At 63.8% G+C, this 14,904-nt stretch carries 7 protein-coding genes; 5 read left to right on the forward strand and 2 right to left on the reverse strand.

Going from position 1 to position 14,904, the window contains the following annotated elements; translation table 11 throughout:
• Positions 1-57: 57 nt before the first annotated feature.
• The 4 genes from GKC70_RS09630 to GKC70_RS09645 all read left to right on the forward strand — a co-directional run bounded on the left by GKC70_RS09630 (position 58) and on the right by GKC70_RS09645 (position 10,224).
• A complete protein-coding gene (locus tag GKC70_RS09630) occupies positions 58-2,670 on the forward strand; it encodes a DUF6543 domain-containing protein (protein WP_342651169.1) in 2,613 nt (870 codons plus the stop codon).
• A gap of 485 nt (positions 2,671-3,155) precedes the next feature.
• Entirely contained in the window at positions 3,156-4,535 is a 1,380-nt protein-coding gene (locus GKC70_RS09635; RefSeq protein WP_342651493.1) for an NEL-type E3 ubiquitin ligase domain-containing protein, read from the forward strand.
• A gap of 68 nt (positions 4,536-4,603) precedes the next feature.
• The gene (locus GKC70_RS09640; protein WP_342651170.1) at positions 4,604-5,614 is read left to right on the forward strand and encodes an AraC family transcriptional regulator; all 1,011 of its coding nucleotides are present in this window, start codon (positions 4,604-4,606) and stop codon (positions 5,612-5,614) included.
• Positions 5,615-5,688: 74 nt separating this feature from the next.
• Entirely contained in the window at positions 5,689-10,224 is a 4,536-nt protein-coding gene (locus GKC70_RS09645) for an NEL-type E3 ubiquitin ligase domain-containing protein (RefSeq protein WP_342651171.1), read from the forward strand.
• Positions 10,225-10,302: 78 nt separating this feature from the next.
• Here GKC70_RS09645 and GKC70_RS09650 read toward each other — a convergent pair whose 3' ends face one another.
• Entirely contained in the window at positions 10,303-10,614 is a 312-nt protein-coding gene (locus tag GKC70_RS09650) for a hypothetical protein (protein WP_342651172.1), read from the reverse strand.
• A gap of 177 nt (positions 10,615-10,791) precedes the next feature.
• A complete protein-coding gene (locus GKC70_RS09655) occupies positions 10,792-11,133 on the reverse strand; it encodes a hypothetical protein (RefSeq protein WP_342651173.1) in 342 nt (113 codons plus the stop codon).
• A 173-nt stretch (positions 11,134-11,306) separates the two neighbouring features.
• On the opposite strand from GKC70_RS09655, the gene GKC70_RS09660 reads away from it, so the two are divergent.
• Positions 11,307-14,801, forward strand: coding sequence for an NEL-type E3 ubiquitin ligase domain-containing protein (locus GKC70_RS09660; protein ID WP_342651174.1), 3,495 nt, complete (start codon positions 11,307-11,309; stop codon positions 14,799-14,801).
• The last annotated feature ends 103 nt before the right edge of the window (positions 14,802-14,904 follow it).

A 14,904-nucleotide genomic window follows, 5' to 3' on the forward strand; every position in this document is an offset into this window, starting at 1 on the left:
GAGCGCCCTGGCCGCGATCGGACAAGGTGGTGAGCGATCCCTCACCAGGAGCCTTACATGGCTAGCGCCGTCGCCTCACCCGATCACATAGACCGCTTCATTTCCGAACACATGCCTAATTGGCTGCATGCCGCGTCTGTCGAGCAGATTGCCGCGTTGCGCACCCGCTTCGACGACCACCGTGTGATCGAGCATCGATTGCAGGCCCTGTTCAAGAGTCTGGCAGCCCCCGAACCCTTCGCGCGAGAACGGCTGAGCGCGGTTCTGGAGCACAAGCTTAAGGTCAAGGTCGACCTGCGTCATGCGATCTGGCGGGAGCGCTGGGACAGCTACAGCATGATGGGCGCTGAAGCGCTACGCGACCACTACACCTACGACACGGCCATGAGCCACCTGATGCAGAACTTCCCTTCAGGGTCGAGCTTCGATGCCAAGAGCGGGCTGATTGAACTGCGCCGCGGCACCCCGGCCGCGGCCGCGGCCGTGGCCGTGGTGGTGGACAGTGCTCAACTGGCGCAGGAGTGCCGTACCGCCGATGTTGGCGCGCAGTACCAAACATACCTGCAGACCTTCTTCAATGCATCGGTTAGCCAGTTGCTGGCGCAGGATCAGCGCAAGCGTCTGGCCCTGGCCGTCGAGCTTGCAGGCCTGCAGCAGGGCATCACTGAAGCCGATGTCGTCAACCTCGAGCACACCTTGGGCGAGCAGGCGGCCCCGAACCCCAGCCAGCCGGCGTTGGTCATCAAGCACTTGTCCGTGCTGGGGCACGCGCTCTTGGGCGCGTTGATCTTTGAACTGTCCGATGCCGGATCAAAGCACATGGACCGCCCCAGCGCCGGTCTGCTGCTCTACCTGCCCCACCATCCCCTGCAGCGCTTTGCCAATCTGGAAGACCTCAACGCCCACCTGGTGACCCTGTTGAGGGATCCTCGGCAGGCTCAGGCTCTGTTTACCTTGGTTGCGCTTGAGGCCAAAAGCCAGTGGCAACTGCTCCTGCACAAACGCCTGAGCGATCCGGTCCCAGACTTGGAGGTGACCGGGCAGGCGGCCGGTGCTGAGCTGTTCGATGAACTCGCCAGGCTGCAGGTGACGCGGATCAAGGAGGACGCCCGCTATTTGCTGGTGCCGGTGGCTGACGTCGACAGCCACGTCAGATTGCACCGTCTGCAGACCTTGCAAGAGGTCGGGTTGAACCTGTTGCAACTGGCTGCCGTGTTCGTGCCCCAGTTGGGACAGCTCACGCTGGCTGCGACCGTGGTTCAGGTGTTGGAGGAACTCTACGAGTCCGTGCACGACTGGACGCGGGGGCACCAGCATGAAGCCCTCGAGCATATGCTCGGGGTGGCCGAGGTGGTCGCCGTGAACGCCCTGGGGGCCGCGGGTGGTGTGGCAGTGGCGCGTGGCTTCAAGCGCAGCGCGTTCGTCGACGAATTGGTTCCGGTGGAGCCGGCCTCGGATACCGCCAGCTTGTGGTCGCAGGATCTTGCACCGTTTCGCGTGGCACACAAGCCGCCGCACGCATCACGTGGTGCAGACGGTTTGTATCATCACGGCGACCAGCGCTGGTGGCTGTACGAGGGGCATTTTCATCCCGTGCGTCGTGATCCGCTGACCCGTCAATGGCGCCTCGAGCGCACGGATGGCCAGCCAGGGTTCGCGCCGGCGCTGCAATGGAATGGTGAGTACGGTTGGCGTCTGGCCTGGCAGCGCCCGCAGGAATGGCACGGCGTCTTTGGCCTGTTGGAGCGCCTGTGGCCAGTGTCCTCGGAGCTGGACGCCGCGCGCATCGACTTGATCTTGAAGGTCGCCGATATCGAGCATTCCGAGCTGCGTCGGTTGGTGAGCGAGCAGCGGGCGTTGCCGGTACCGTTGCGCGATACGCTACAGCGTTTTGCGGCCGATACACGCATCGACAAGTTCTTCCTGGCCACTGGGCAAAAGCCGCAACTGCATGACAGTCAGTTGTTCGAGTACTGCCTGGAGCAATTGCCCGTTGAGCAGCGCGCCGCACCACTGTGCACGCAAGCCATTCTGGACCAGGCGCCTGCGCTTCGACAGAAACTCATGGCGCACTTGAGCGAAAGCGCCTCGAAAGACGGCGCGGTGGCGATCATCCAACGGGACTTCCCCGGATTGCCCGATGCCTATGCCTCGGCCCTGCTCGAGCAGGCCAGCACCCAGCAGCAGCAGCGGCTGAGGGTCAAGGGTAGCCTGGACCTGGCCCTGGCCGAACGGGCCAGGCTGGCCTTGCAGCAGGCAAGGGTATGCCGCACCTTGCAGGGGCTCTACCTCAACAATGCCTATCATCCGGACCTGCCAGGGTTGGTGTTCGCGCTGTTGCGCCAAGCGCCTGCCTGGCCGCCGGAGATCAACTTCCAGGTGCGCGAGGGTTCGGCACAAGGCAGGCTCGTCGCCGAGCTTTACCCTCAACAGGGGGCGTCATGCCCAAGGTGCTGGTCTGGCGTGACGGGCAGATGTGGGTTCATGAAAACGGCGTACCGGTGTACCCCATGCCCCTTCGGCCCAGGGACCTCGTCGAAACGCTGTGGCATTTCCTGCCGGAGGGCGAGCGCACGCGCCTGGAATGCTCCGGCGAGCAGGGGGTCGCAGCCCTTCGCGCGAGCCTGCAGCAGCGTCTACCCAGCGACCGCGCCAAGCTCCGCGAACTGATGGGCATCACCGCTTCAAAGCCCACCTTCCGTGCGCCGAAACGGTTGCCGGATCGGCGCTTCGGCTACTTGCTAAGCGGGCGGGGAGCCGGCAACCACTTGGCCGAGCGCACGTTGCAGGATCGCGTACGCAGCCTGTATCCAGGTTTCAGCGAGCGACAATTGGAGCTGTTCCTGCGAGTGCTGGACGAACAGCCTGGCTCGCCGTTCACGATTTTGCTGGATCTGGAGCGGGAGTTCTCCCGCTTGGAGCAGACCTTGGATCGCTGGGTAGAACGCACCGAAAGCGTGGCCCGCCGCCCGCAGCGGCGCAGGGTGGCAGACGAGCTCAAGCGCTGCTGGCGCTTTCAGGGGCAGGCGGGTCGGCCGCAGGCCAATGGCGATCCGGGCATGTTCATGGACCTCTCCGGTATCGCTGCGGGTGCCCTGCCAGACTTGAGCGGGCAGGACGGTTTCAGTCATGTTAGCGAAGTCAGTTTGGCAAACATGCAACTGCGTGATATTCCCAGCAGCTTCCTGCAGGCGTTTCGCAGCTTGTTGACGCTTAATCTAGACAACAATTCGCTCACTGCGCTCCCGCAAGCGCTCAGCTACACCCGGCATTTGCGGGAACTGACCTTGTCACACAATGAGTTGCAGATGAACGATGCCAGCTTTGCACTGCTGACCGGTCTGCCGCGACTGCAAGTGCTGGACATGAGCGATAATCACTTCGGCAACTTCACCCTTGCGCTCGACCGTTTGCCGCGCCTGCGCCAATTAGGCTTGCGCGACGTCGGTCTGACCGAGGTGCCCCGTTCGCTGGAACATGCCGTATCTCTGGAGTACGTGGACTTACGCGACAACCAGATCAGTGACTTACCGCAGGCTCTGCGAACCCAGCGTCTGGGTTGGCGGCGCAGGCTGTTCCTGGCGGGCAACCCGCTGCCTGAGGTCTACCGGGAGTTGTGGTTCGAGCCCAGCAGAACCTCCGACAGCGAGCTGAGCAGCGAAGGCGATGCCTTTCAGATCAGCCGCTGGATGGAACATCTGGATACGACCCAGCGTGCCCTGCGCACGGCGCAGTGGAATCGCCTGCTGGCCGAGGCGGACAGTGGCGACTTCTTCACGCTCGTCTCGGAACTGACCGAAACCAGCGACTTCCGTCTGGCCCGCGCTGATCTTGAGGCGCGGCTGTGGTCGATGTTCGACAGGCTCGAGCAAAATACCACCTTGCGCGAGCGCACCTTCGCCTTGGCCAGTGAGCCGCGCACCTGTGTCGACAGCGTCATCTCCAATTTCGGTTTGCTCGAGGTGAATATGCTCAGTGCCTCGGTGGAGGATGCCGCAGGCGCCGATACCGAAGCGCAGTTGTTGAGCCTGGCGCGTCAGTTCTTCCGCCTGGATCAAGTGGAAGCCTATGCGCTACAGGACATGCGCCAACGTGAGGCCCGCGGGACCGATGTCGATCAGGTCGAGGTCAGCCTGGCCTACCGCGTGGGGCTGGCGCGCGAACTGGACCTGCCCGGCCAGGCGCGTACGTTGCAGTTCGAGACCATCGCTGATGTCAGCCAGCAGGACCTGAGCGCTGCCCAAGCCGCAGTCCGTGAGGCCGAAGCCAGCGACGGCCTGGCGCTGGACATCAGCCAACGGAGCTTCTGGTTCGATCATCTGCAACGGCGCCACAGCCGTGCATTCGACCTGATCCGCGAACCTTTCGCCGAGCAGATGGAGGCGCTCTTCGCTAATCGTCAGAGCATGACCGACGCGCAGTACGATGCCCAGGCCAAAGCCATTGCCAAGGCCTGTGACAACGCGGTCCAGGCCAAGGCCTTGGCCTTGACGCAGCAAGCACTGGCCAGGGAGGCGGGCGAGAGGGTCGATTGAGCGCAGGGAGGCTGGTGTTTTTCTCCGTTGCCTCTAAGATGGCTCGCACAGGGCGATCTGGGCAGGCGATGAGCGAGAAAGACAGCATTTCCATGCAACTGGTGCGCGAGGCGCTGGTCCAGACCTGCCCACAGGACGCTCCCGTGGCCGCGTTGCTGACCCGGGCCGGAATCGATCCGCAACTGCTGCAAGTGGTCAGCGCGCGGGTACCTGCCCGGGCCTATGCGCGGCTCTGGCGTCTGCTGGCGCGCCGCTGCAATGACGAGTTCTTCGCCATGGACCGAAGGGGTCTACGCAGCGGCAGTCTGGCCTTCATGTGTCGGGCGAGCAGGGTGCAGCCGAGTGTCGGTGAAGGGCTGGAGACATTGCTCGAATTTCTGACGTTGATGCTCGACGACCTGCAGCCCACCCTGGTGCGCCAGCATAGTCTTGCTGAAATTGTCTTGGGCGAGCCACACGACGAGCCGCGCCGGGCGTTCACTTATTTCACCTTCTGGATGATCGTCCACGGGGTGGCGTGCTGGCTGGCCGGGCGGCGTATCCCTATCCTGGCCATTGAACTGCGCTGTGCCGAACCGCCTTTCTGCGACGACTATAGGGTGATGTTCTCGGAGAACCTGCAGTTCGATCGGCCCTGCACGCGCATGATCATCGCCGCGGACTGTCTGGCCTTGCCGATCCGCCGCACTCCCCAGGAGTTGCAGCGTTTCCTGGCTCAGGCGCCGGCCAACATCCTGGTCAAGTATCGCGACCCCGACAGCCTGGCGCGGCGTATACGCAGCGATCTGCTGCGCCTGCCTCCCGACGCCTGGCCAGACGCCGACGGTCTGGCGTCCCAACTGTGCCTGTCGGTATCGACGTTACGCCGCCGTCTCGCCGAGGAGGGGCAGACCTACCAGGGGCTCAAGGACAGCGCACGACGAGAGTTGGCGATTGCCTGGCTGAGCGAGTCGCAGGTGGCGATGGCCGAGATCGCCGAGCGCCTTGGGTTTGCCGATGCCAGTTCTTTTTACAAGGCCTTTCGCAAGTGGTTCGGCTGCAACCCCGGGCACTACCGCACGCTGGTGCAGACCCGCTAGGCAAGCGATTCCGACTGATTTGCGCGAGAGACGGGGGCGAAGGTGGCGAGATTCCCACACCTGGATTGCCCGTCATGCAGCACGATTCGGCCCACGACACCATTTCCCACGCCACCGACCCATTCATCCAGCAGATCTTGCCTGAGTGGCTGGCCAAGGCCAGCGCGCAGCAACTGATGGACCTGCGCGATGCCTTCGCCGAGCATGGCAAGCATCGGCGTGCAGTGACCCATCAGCTCTCTGCACTCGAACCGCTGGATCGCTTCGCCAGGCAGCGATTGACTGATGCGCTGCACTATCGATTGCAGTTGACCGTCGACCTGGACAAGGTGTGGTGGCGCGAACAACGCCGCCGATTCACCGTCAAGCCAGACCAGCTCCCGTCGGATGAGCCCTATTTTGTCTCGGAGCCGGCTTTGCCCAGGCTCATGCAGAATTTTTCCAGTGGCGAGTCTTTCTATGAGGGAACAGCGCTGATCTACCCGGCCAGCGCGCAGGCCGCATTGGCCGAAGTCGTGCTGACCCAAGACAGCGCTGGCGTGGTGAGTGTGTGCCGCGAGACCGATGTGGGGGCCGCTTACCAGGATCATCTGTCGACGGTATTCAATGCGCAGTTCATGCAAGACCTGGCGAACGACCTGCGTGCTTCTTTCGTGTTGGCCACACGGATTGCCGATGCTCGGCGGCAATTGCCGCCGGATGAGAAGCAACTCTTGCTCGACCTTGCGGCGGGCAGGCGCCTCCGGCATCGCAACGCCCGGCTCGTTCAATGCGCCGAGTTGCAAGTGCTCGGCGCCTCGCTGACGGGGGTGCTGGCGGTGCAGATGCGGGGGGGCATGGGCGGGCTGTATACCTCGCCCATGCTGCCCCCGATCATCGGCGTTCTGCTGCTGATGCCCGACGATGCCTTGCAACCGGTGCGGCAGTTCATCGGCTGGCGTGCAGTCAACGACTTTCTGCTCGGCCTGGCCAGGCAGCCTGAGACTTTGCAGGCGCTGTGCACACGTGTTTCGGTATCGGCACGGGGCGACTGGCTGGCCAGGCTGGAAAAGCGCCTGCTCGATCCGGAGCCCGACCTGGAACCGACCGTGGCTGCTCGCCAAGGGGCCTTGTTCGACGCCTTGGCACGGGTGCGAGTATCGCGTATCCGCGATGATGCGCGAGCGCTGGCCGTCCCTACTGCTCAGGCGGATAGCGCTCACCGCGCTCGGCTGCAGCAGACCCTGATTTCGGCAGGCTGGAGCGTGGCGGGGCTGGCCGGACTGTTCGTGCCGGCCCTAGGCACCTTGCTGTTGGCCGATCTGCTTCGCCAGACCTTGAGCCAGTTGTGCGAGGGCGTCGTGCACTGGACCCTCGGTCATCGCTATGAAGCGGTGGAGCACGTACTGGGCGTGGCCGAGACCGTGGCGGTCAACGCGGCGCTGGCGGCAGGCGCGACGCTGATAGCACGGAAGTTCGTGCGCAGCGACTTTGTCGACAGGTTGGAGCCTGTCACCAACTCGAGCGGTGAGCGTCGCCTCTGGCGCAACGACTTGACGCCCTATCAGGCGCCGCCAGCGCCGGCGGTATCGATCGAACTGGAAAACGGTTTGCACGGGGACGGCACACGCCTGTGGTGGCGCACACGGGATGTGAGCTACAGGGTCTGGGCTGCGGGCAACGATGGGCCTTGGCGCTTGCTCGATGGCTCCGATGCACAGGGCTTCGGCCCGGCGCTGGAGCATAATGGCGAGCGTGCCTGGCGGTTGCAGTTCGAGCGTGCGCAGCAATGGTCGCAGGCGACCTTGCTGGAGCGCCTGTGGCCGGCGGCCGAGGGCTTGAGCGACGAGCAACGGCGCCAAGTGCTATGCGTGGCAGGGATCGACGAGGTGCACCTGCGCGGCTTGATGGTCGAAGCGCGGCCTGTGCCAGTGCAACTGCGAGACACCCTTGAGCGGTTCGCTGTGCAGAACCGGATCGATGTCTTTTTTGCGCAGTTGGGCCAAGGAGATGCCGATCCTGCGCTATGGCAATTCTGTGTAGACCAGTTGGGCATTCAGGATTTATCTCAGACTGCTCAGGCCGACAGCCTGGCCGAGGCGACCTACAGCCTGCGTCCGCGCCTGCTGGAGCATTTCTCGCGGCGTTACCTGCGCACCGATTCCGCTATGCAACTCCTGCAGCGTGATTTTCCAGGTCTGCCGGATGCGTATGCCTTGGCGGTACTCGATCGCGTGACGATGAAAGCCCGCGTCACCCTACGCAGCAAGCAACGTCTTCCCCTGAGCGTGGCACAGCACGCTCGCGAGATGCTCCAACTGGCCAGGCTGACGCGCATGCGCGAAGGTTTGTACCTGCGCGACAGTCATGGCCAGGGTGCGGTGGATGTGGTGTTCGCGTTGTTGAACCGGTATGCGGACTGGCCCGCTTCGGTCACCTTGGAGCTGCGTCAGGGCACCTTCGCAGGGCCCTTGCTCGGACGTCTGGCGGCCTTCGAATCGAGTGCCACGACACGGGTAATGGTCGCCGATCAGGGACGAATGCGCCTGTACGACAGTCAGGGGGGCGTATCGAGCCTGGTGGTTGCACCGCCGTTTGGACTGTTCGAAGCACTGTATGCCTGCCTGCCGCAGGCGGATCGCACGCGCCTGGCGCTGCCTGTGACCGCCGGTGCTCAAGCGCTGCGCCAGCGGCTGCGCAGTTGGCTGCCCACCTCGCGCTCAGCGCTACTGGCGCTGATGAACATGCGTGATGCCGGTGAACCAGTCAGCCCCTTGCGGCGCCTGCCCGATGGCCGCGTGGGGTATCTGCTCAGCGGTCGCCAAGCCGGCACCGGGGTTTCTCGCGATCTCCTGCGCCGGCGTATCGGCGCTTTGTACAGCGAATTCGACGAACGTCAGGTCGAGTCGCATCTGAATGCGATGATGGCGCATCCGGAAACGGCCTACGGCGCCATGCTGGCCCAGGAAGAGCAGTACAGCCAGCTCAAACAGCGACTGTCGCTGTGGGTGGACCGTGCCAGAACCTTACTCAACGCCCAGGCGCGCCGACAGGTCGCCAGCCAGTTGCGCAGGGCCTGGCGATTGAACGGTGATGTGATTCTCGATGTGAACGGCAGGTCCTATGGCGTGCGTTTGAACCTGAGCGGTCTGCCGCTGCGCAGCCTGCCGGACCTGGGGGCAGACATCGATTTCAGCCACGTGGGAGAGTTGGTCCTGACGGACCTGGGGCTGGAGAGCCTACCGCCCGACTTCTTGAACTGCTTCTCCCAATTGCGCTGGTTGAATGTCAGCAACAATGCCCTGCGCCAGATTCCCGAAGCCTTGGCGCGCCTACGCAAACTGCGAAATCTGCGTATGGAGGCTAATCAGATCATCCTCAACAATGCCGGTGTGAGCACCCTGCGTACGCTGACCAACCTGCGCACGCTGGATCTGAGTTTCAATCCCTTGGGTGCTGTAAGCCTGCAGTTGCGACCGCTGGTGCGTTTGCGTCAACTGAACCTGCGCAGTGCCAATCTACCCGCCGTGCCGGTCGATCTGGACTGGTGCGGGCTGTTGGAAAACGCCGACCTGCGCGATAACCACATTCATTCGTTGCCCCAGTCAATTCTCGAGTCCTCCCAATCCTTCATCCAGGCTTTGCGTCTGGAGGGCAACCCCCTGCCTGCTGCGATCAGGCGCCGTGTCGGTATCGTAGAACCGCTACCCGCGCTGGCTGGGGAGCAAGCGTTGCTGGTGGACGGTGCCCGCGACCTGTGGCTGGAGTCGATCGAGGAGCCGCAACGCACCGTCCGCTGGGAGCAGTGGCAAGCCCTGCGGCAAGAGCCGCAGAGCGAAGAGTTCTTCAGGCTGCTTGCCGAAATGACCGTGACCAGTGATTTTCGCAGGACCCCAGCGGACCTGAGGCAACGGGTCTGGACGCTGGTCGAAGCGGCGAGCGAGAACACCACCTTGCGCAACGAGCTGTTTTCCCTGGTGGCCGATGAACGCACGTGCGTGGACAGCATCGCGTCCTGTTTCAGTGCTCTGGAAGTGCGCTTGTTCATCGCTCAGGAGGTGGGCAGCGTACGTGACCCGGTCATGGCGCGCGCGGCGTTGCTGCGTCTGGCGCGTCGGCTGTTTCGTCTGGAGCAGGTACAGAAAGCAGCGCTGGCCGACATCATCCAACGCCGGACACGTGGCCAGACGGTCGACGAGGTGGAGGTGATGCTGGCGTATCGCGTGGGGCTCGCGGCGCAACTCGAGTTGCCGGGACAACCTCGCACCATGCAGTTCTCGGCTTTGGCCGAAGTCAGCGCAGACCAGTTGCGTCAAGTGGCCGCCGCAGTGCGCGCGGCCGAGGCTGGCGAGGAACTGGCTCAGTCCATCAGTAAGCAGGACTTCTGGACCGACAATCTGGAGTCCGAGCATGCCGCTGCGTTCAATGCGGTGCGGGCGCCATTCTGGGAGCGTTTGGAGAAGCTGCACGTCACGCATTCGACGCGTGATGCGGTCTATCTGAGTCAAGTCGAGACCGTGGCGCACGAGCAACGCGAAGCGATCGCTGCGTTGCGCTTGCGTCTGACCCGCGAAGCCTTGGGCGAGGTAGATGCAGGAGGAGGGCAAGCCTCATCGAGCACCGATGTGTGACAGGTTTTCCCACTGCGGATGACACTCGCCTCCCGGCACTCTGAGTGTTTACTGCTCGAGGAACGTGCCATGTCACAATCACACGCTGCAAATCCAGACGACGCTGCCCGCCTGCAGGCGGCCACCGATGCGTTCATCGGTGACGCCCTGCCTGCTTGGTTGCGCCGGGCGTCTGCGGCCCAGATCAACCGGCTGCGGGACCGTTTCGCGCAGCATCAGGCCAGCCAACGGCGCGTGCGCGCTGCCACGCTGGACCTGATTCCCCTGCAAGCCTTCGCGCAGCAGCGGCTGAGTACGCTGTTGCGCGATGGCGCGTCGTCGCAGGTGAAGCTCGAAGACCTGCAATGGCTGGAGGTCCGTCGCGAGTTTGGTCGACTGCCCGGCGTGCACTGGCCGTTCTACCGACCTGTGACTGTTCGTGAGCCGGGGTTGCTGCGCCTGATGCAGAATTTCAGTGAGGGCGATGAGCTGTTGGCCGGTAGCGGGTTGGTGGCGGCCGGCAGCGACACGCTGTTGTCCGATACACCCAGTGCGCTGGCCAATGCCTGTCGAGCGCTGGACGTCGGTTCACAGTATCAGCGTCAATTGCAGCAGGTTTTCGATGCTGCTACCTGTGCCAGCTTGGCTGACGACAAGCGTGCCGGGTTGAGCTTGGCGGCAGAGATCGCCGCGCTCAAAGGTCAATTGAGCGCTTACGAGCAGATCGCGCTGGACGAGGTCGCGCGTGGACACCGCGACGCCAACGAGCAGGGGCTGCGGGGCTATCCCGGATTGTTGAGCCTCCTTGGCTGCACCACCAACGGCGCCATGGTCATTCTGCTGCGCGACAGCGAAGGTCAAGCGCAAGGGCTGGTGCTGTATCTGCCCAGTGATCCGGAGCGGGCCATCGAGCGCTTCGCTGATTGGCACACACTGGCCGTAACCTTGGTGCAGCGCCTGCGCGAACCTGTCTATCGCGAACGTTTCAGCCGCCTGATCGCCCTGCGCGAACGGCCGGCGTTTCTTCAGTTGTTGGCGACTCGCCTGAGTGACCCGCGTCCGGACCTGGCGCTGGAGGGCGTAACCCCTGAGGGGATGTGTTCGTGCAGTGGGTGCATCGACAGGTGCAGTGCATTCACGACGATGCACGGCTGCTGCTGGTGCCGACCGCCGATGCCGACCGCACTGGCCGAGTCCAGCGCTTGCAAGCCTGGACTTCGGCCGGGCTGGGATTGGTCAATCTGGCCGGTCTGTTCATTCCCGGTGTCGGCGAGTTGCTGCTGGGACTGCTTGCGGCGCAGACCCTGTCGCAGGTTTACGAGGGTGCCCGGGATTGGCTGCAGGATCACCAGCATGAAGCGCTGGAGCATATGCTGGGTGTTGCCGAAACACTGGCGGTCGCGGCCGTGGTTACCACCGGGGCGACCCTGGTCGCACGCGGCTTCCAGCGCAGCGCCTTCGTCGACAGCCTGGAGCCGGCGAGCCTGGGCAGCGGCCGTCACCGTCTCTGGTGTACCGACCTGTCACCTTACCGATCCCGCGCTGATGGCGCCGAATTGCTCGCTGACGGTTCCTATGGACGAGAGGGGCGGCGCTGGATCTATGACGCCGCCGACTGCTTCGAGATCCACCGTCCCGATCCGCAGGGGCCGTGGCGTCTGCGTCATCCGCAGCGGCCTGACGCGTTCGGGCCGGTGGTCGATTTCAATGGCGAGCGCTGCTGGCGACTGCGTCGAGCACGCCCGTTGGAGTGGGGCGACGAAGCGCGCATGCTTGCGACGCTGTGGCCATCGGCCACGGCCCGCAGTGCCGAGGACGCCAGAGCGATCATCCAGGCCGCCAGGGTTGATGCCGACGAACTGCGTGGCCTGTTGGTCGGCAATCGCAGGCTGCCGGTCAATCTGCGCGATGCGCTGCGTCGCTTCGACGCCGATGCGCGTACCCAGCGATTTTTCGCCAGCCTGCAGGAAGGCCGTCACGCCGTGCAAGGCGATGAGGTGATTCAGCGCTGGTGTATGGCCCAGCCGTCACTGGCAGGCCTGGACGCCGACGGATTGCGCCAGGCGCTTGTGCAACAGCAGGCTGCGCTGCGCAAGGCGTTGTTCGATCACCTCAGTGAGGTTGGGCTGCCCGCCGACGACGCGCTGCTGGGACAGGTGCGCCGTGATTTTCCGGGCTTGCCGCCAGCCTATGCTGTGCAGGCAGTGGCGCAGGCCAGCGCCACCCAACGGCTGCTGGCGAGCGGCGAGCAACGGGTGCCGTTGGCTATTGCCCAAGGCGCCCGATGCCTGTTGCGTCTGGCCAGGCTTAGTCGTGCTGTACAAGGTTTATTCCTGGCCAATGCCACGTGCGCCGAGACGGGCGAGTTGATCTTGGCGCTGTTGCGCCGCGTGCCTAATTGGCCTTCCTCGATCAATCTGCTGCTGCGCGATGGCAATGGCCGGCAATTGGCGATTATGAATCCGGCGGGCAGTGCCCAGGCGTGCACGGAGCTCAGGGTACGAGAGGGGCGCGTATCGTTGTACGATTCCCAGGGACGTGCGCTCGAGGTCGAGGTGGAGGAGCCCGCTGGCTTCTGCGAGGCGATCAGCGCGCTGTTGTCGCCTGCGCAACTGCAATCGCTGGTGGCTGCCCCTGGCACAGCCAGCGAACGCTTGCGTCAGGTGTTGATCGGTCAACTGCCGGCTTCCGATACGCAACTGATCCGCCTGTTGGGCTGGCCGACCCAGGCGCGTTGGGTCAATCCAGGACAGCGGTTACCCGACGGTCGAGTGGGCTACTTGCTCAGCGGCCGCCATCCGGGCGGTTCGCGTGGCGCTGCATCGGCGCTCAGCAACTCGATCCGCGCACTCTATCCGAGTTTCAATGACGCCCAGGTGGCCCGCCATTTGCGGCGACTGCTGTTGTCGCCCTCGCCGATGAGCGCATTGCTGCAGGCGCAGGAGGCCTATCAGGATCTCGATACGGCCCTCAATCGCTGGCAGGGCGCTGAGCTCAACGAATCGAGAAGTGTGCTGCGGGGCAGGTTGGCCGATCGGCTGCGCCGGGTCTGGCGCATGGAGGATGATGCCATCTCCCTGACCTCCGAGATGCCGGCCAGCGTGCGTCTGGATTTCAGTGGCCTGGCGCTGCGAACCCTGCCCGCGTTTCCCAGTACCGTGTCGTTCGAGCCGGTGACCGAACTGGTCTTGACGGACGTGCAGATCAACGCTGTTGCGTCCCAGTTCCTGCAAGCCTTCCCGCGCCTGCGACGCCTGACCCTCAATCGCAACCAGCTGCTGGCGATACCCCCTGGGGTTGGCTATCTCGTGGAGTTGCAGACATTGCGCCTGGCGCACAACCAGGTGCGCATGAATGCCCAGGGTCTGGCGGTGCTCAGCGGTCTGCCGAACCTTGAGGTGCTGGACTTGAGTGACAACCCCGTGGGATTCGTCCAGTTGCGCTTCAATCAGCTTTCCCACCTGCGCGAGCTTTTCCTGCGCCATTGCAATATGACCACTTGGCCTTTCGGCTTGCAGTTGTGCGGGGCGCTGCAGCGGGTCGATCTACGCGACAACCAACTGATGTCGCTGCCCGACGACATCATGATGATGCCGTTGTCCTATCGCAGAGCGTTTCTGCTCGAGCGTAACCCCATGCCTAGCCGCGAGCTCGTCAGGCTATACAGTGTGCAGGACTACGACCGCCTGCACGACTTCGGTGAGGGTGATTCAGTACCTGAACCCCAGGAGGGTGCAGGTCACTGGCTGACGCCTCTTGAGCCCGAGCAGCGCCTCACGCTGCAGGCGCAATGGGATACGCTGCGAGCGCTGCCGGGCAGTGAGAGTTTCTTCGCGCTGCTGGACGAGTTGCACTCCACGGCCGATTTCGTCGCGCATCACGCCTACCTCGCCGGCAGGGTGACGTGGATGGTCGGCGTGCTGGCGGAGGATGCGCCGTTACGTGAGACGGTCTTCGAGCGAGTCTCGGACAGCCCGACCTGCGCGGATGGTCTGGCCGAACGGTTCAGCGAGCTGATGCTACAGGTGGAAGTGGCCAGGGCTAACCGCCACGGTACGGCGCAGGAACGAGGTGCTCGGCTGATCCACTTGGGGCGGCAGTTGTACCGCTTGGGGCAAGTGGACCGTATCGCCCGCCAGGTGATCGCCGGCCGGCGCCAGACCGGCCGCGATGTCGATGACCTCGAAGTGATCCTGTTCTATCGGATACAGCTTGCCGAGTCCCTGGATTTGCCATTGCAGCCGCGTTCGATGCGTTACGAGAGCGTGGCTGACGTCAGCCCCTCGCAACTGGATGAGGCGTTGAAGACCGTGCTCGCTGCCGAGACTGAGCAAGCGCTCGTCGAGTATCTGGTGCAGCAGGAATTCTGGCGAACGTACCTGCAGGAGCGACATGACCGGGTATTCGCTTCGGTCACCCAGGACTTCGCTGCCCGGGGCGAGGCCATCGATGAAGCGAGCGAGCAACTGTCCAGCCAGGAATACACCGCGCGTTGGGATGCGCTGAAGAGCGAGCGGGAGGCCACCCTCGATGCGCTGGTCATGGAGTTGACCCTTGAAGCACTGGCCGGTCTTGCGTCCAGGCACAGCGGGAGCTGAACGCGAGCATGGCCATAACGCTCAACCACATTGACAGCTTTGGCCATTGTAGGCCCTGGCTGGCAGCGCCAACATCGTCGGACCCCATGTCTCTTGCTCCCAT

It is taken from the genome of Pseudomonas sp. REB1044 (assembly GCF_038813925.1).
Lineage (GTDB): Bacteria > Pseudomonadota > Gammaproteobacteria > Pseudomonadales > Pseudomonadaceae > Aquipseudomonas > Aquipseudomonas boreofloridensis.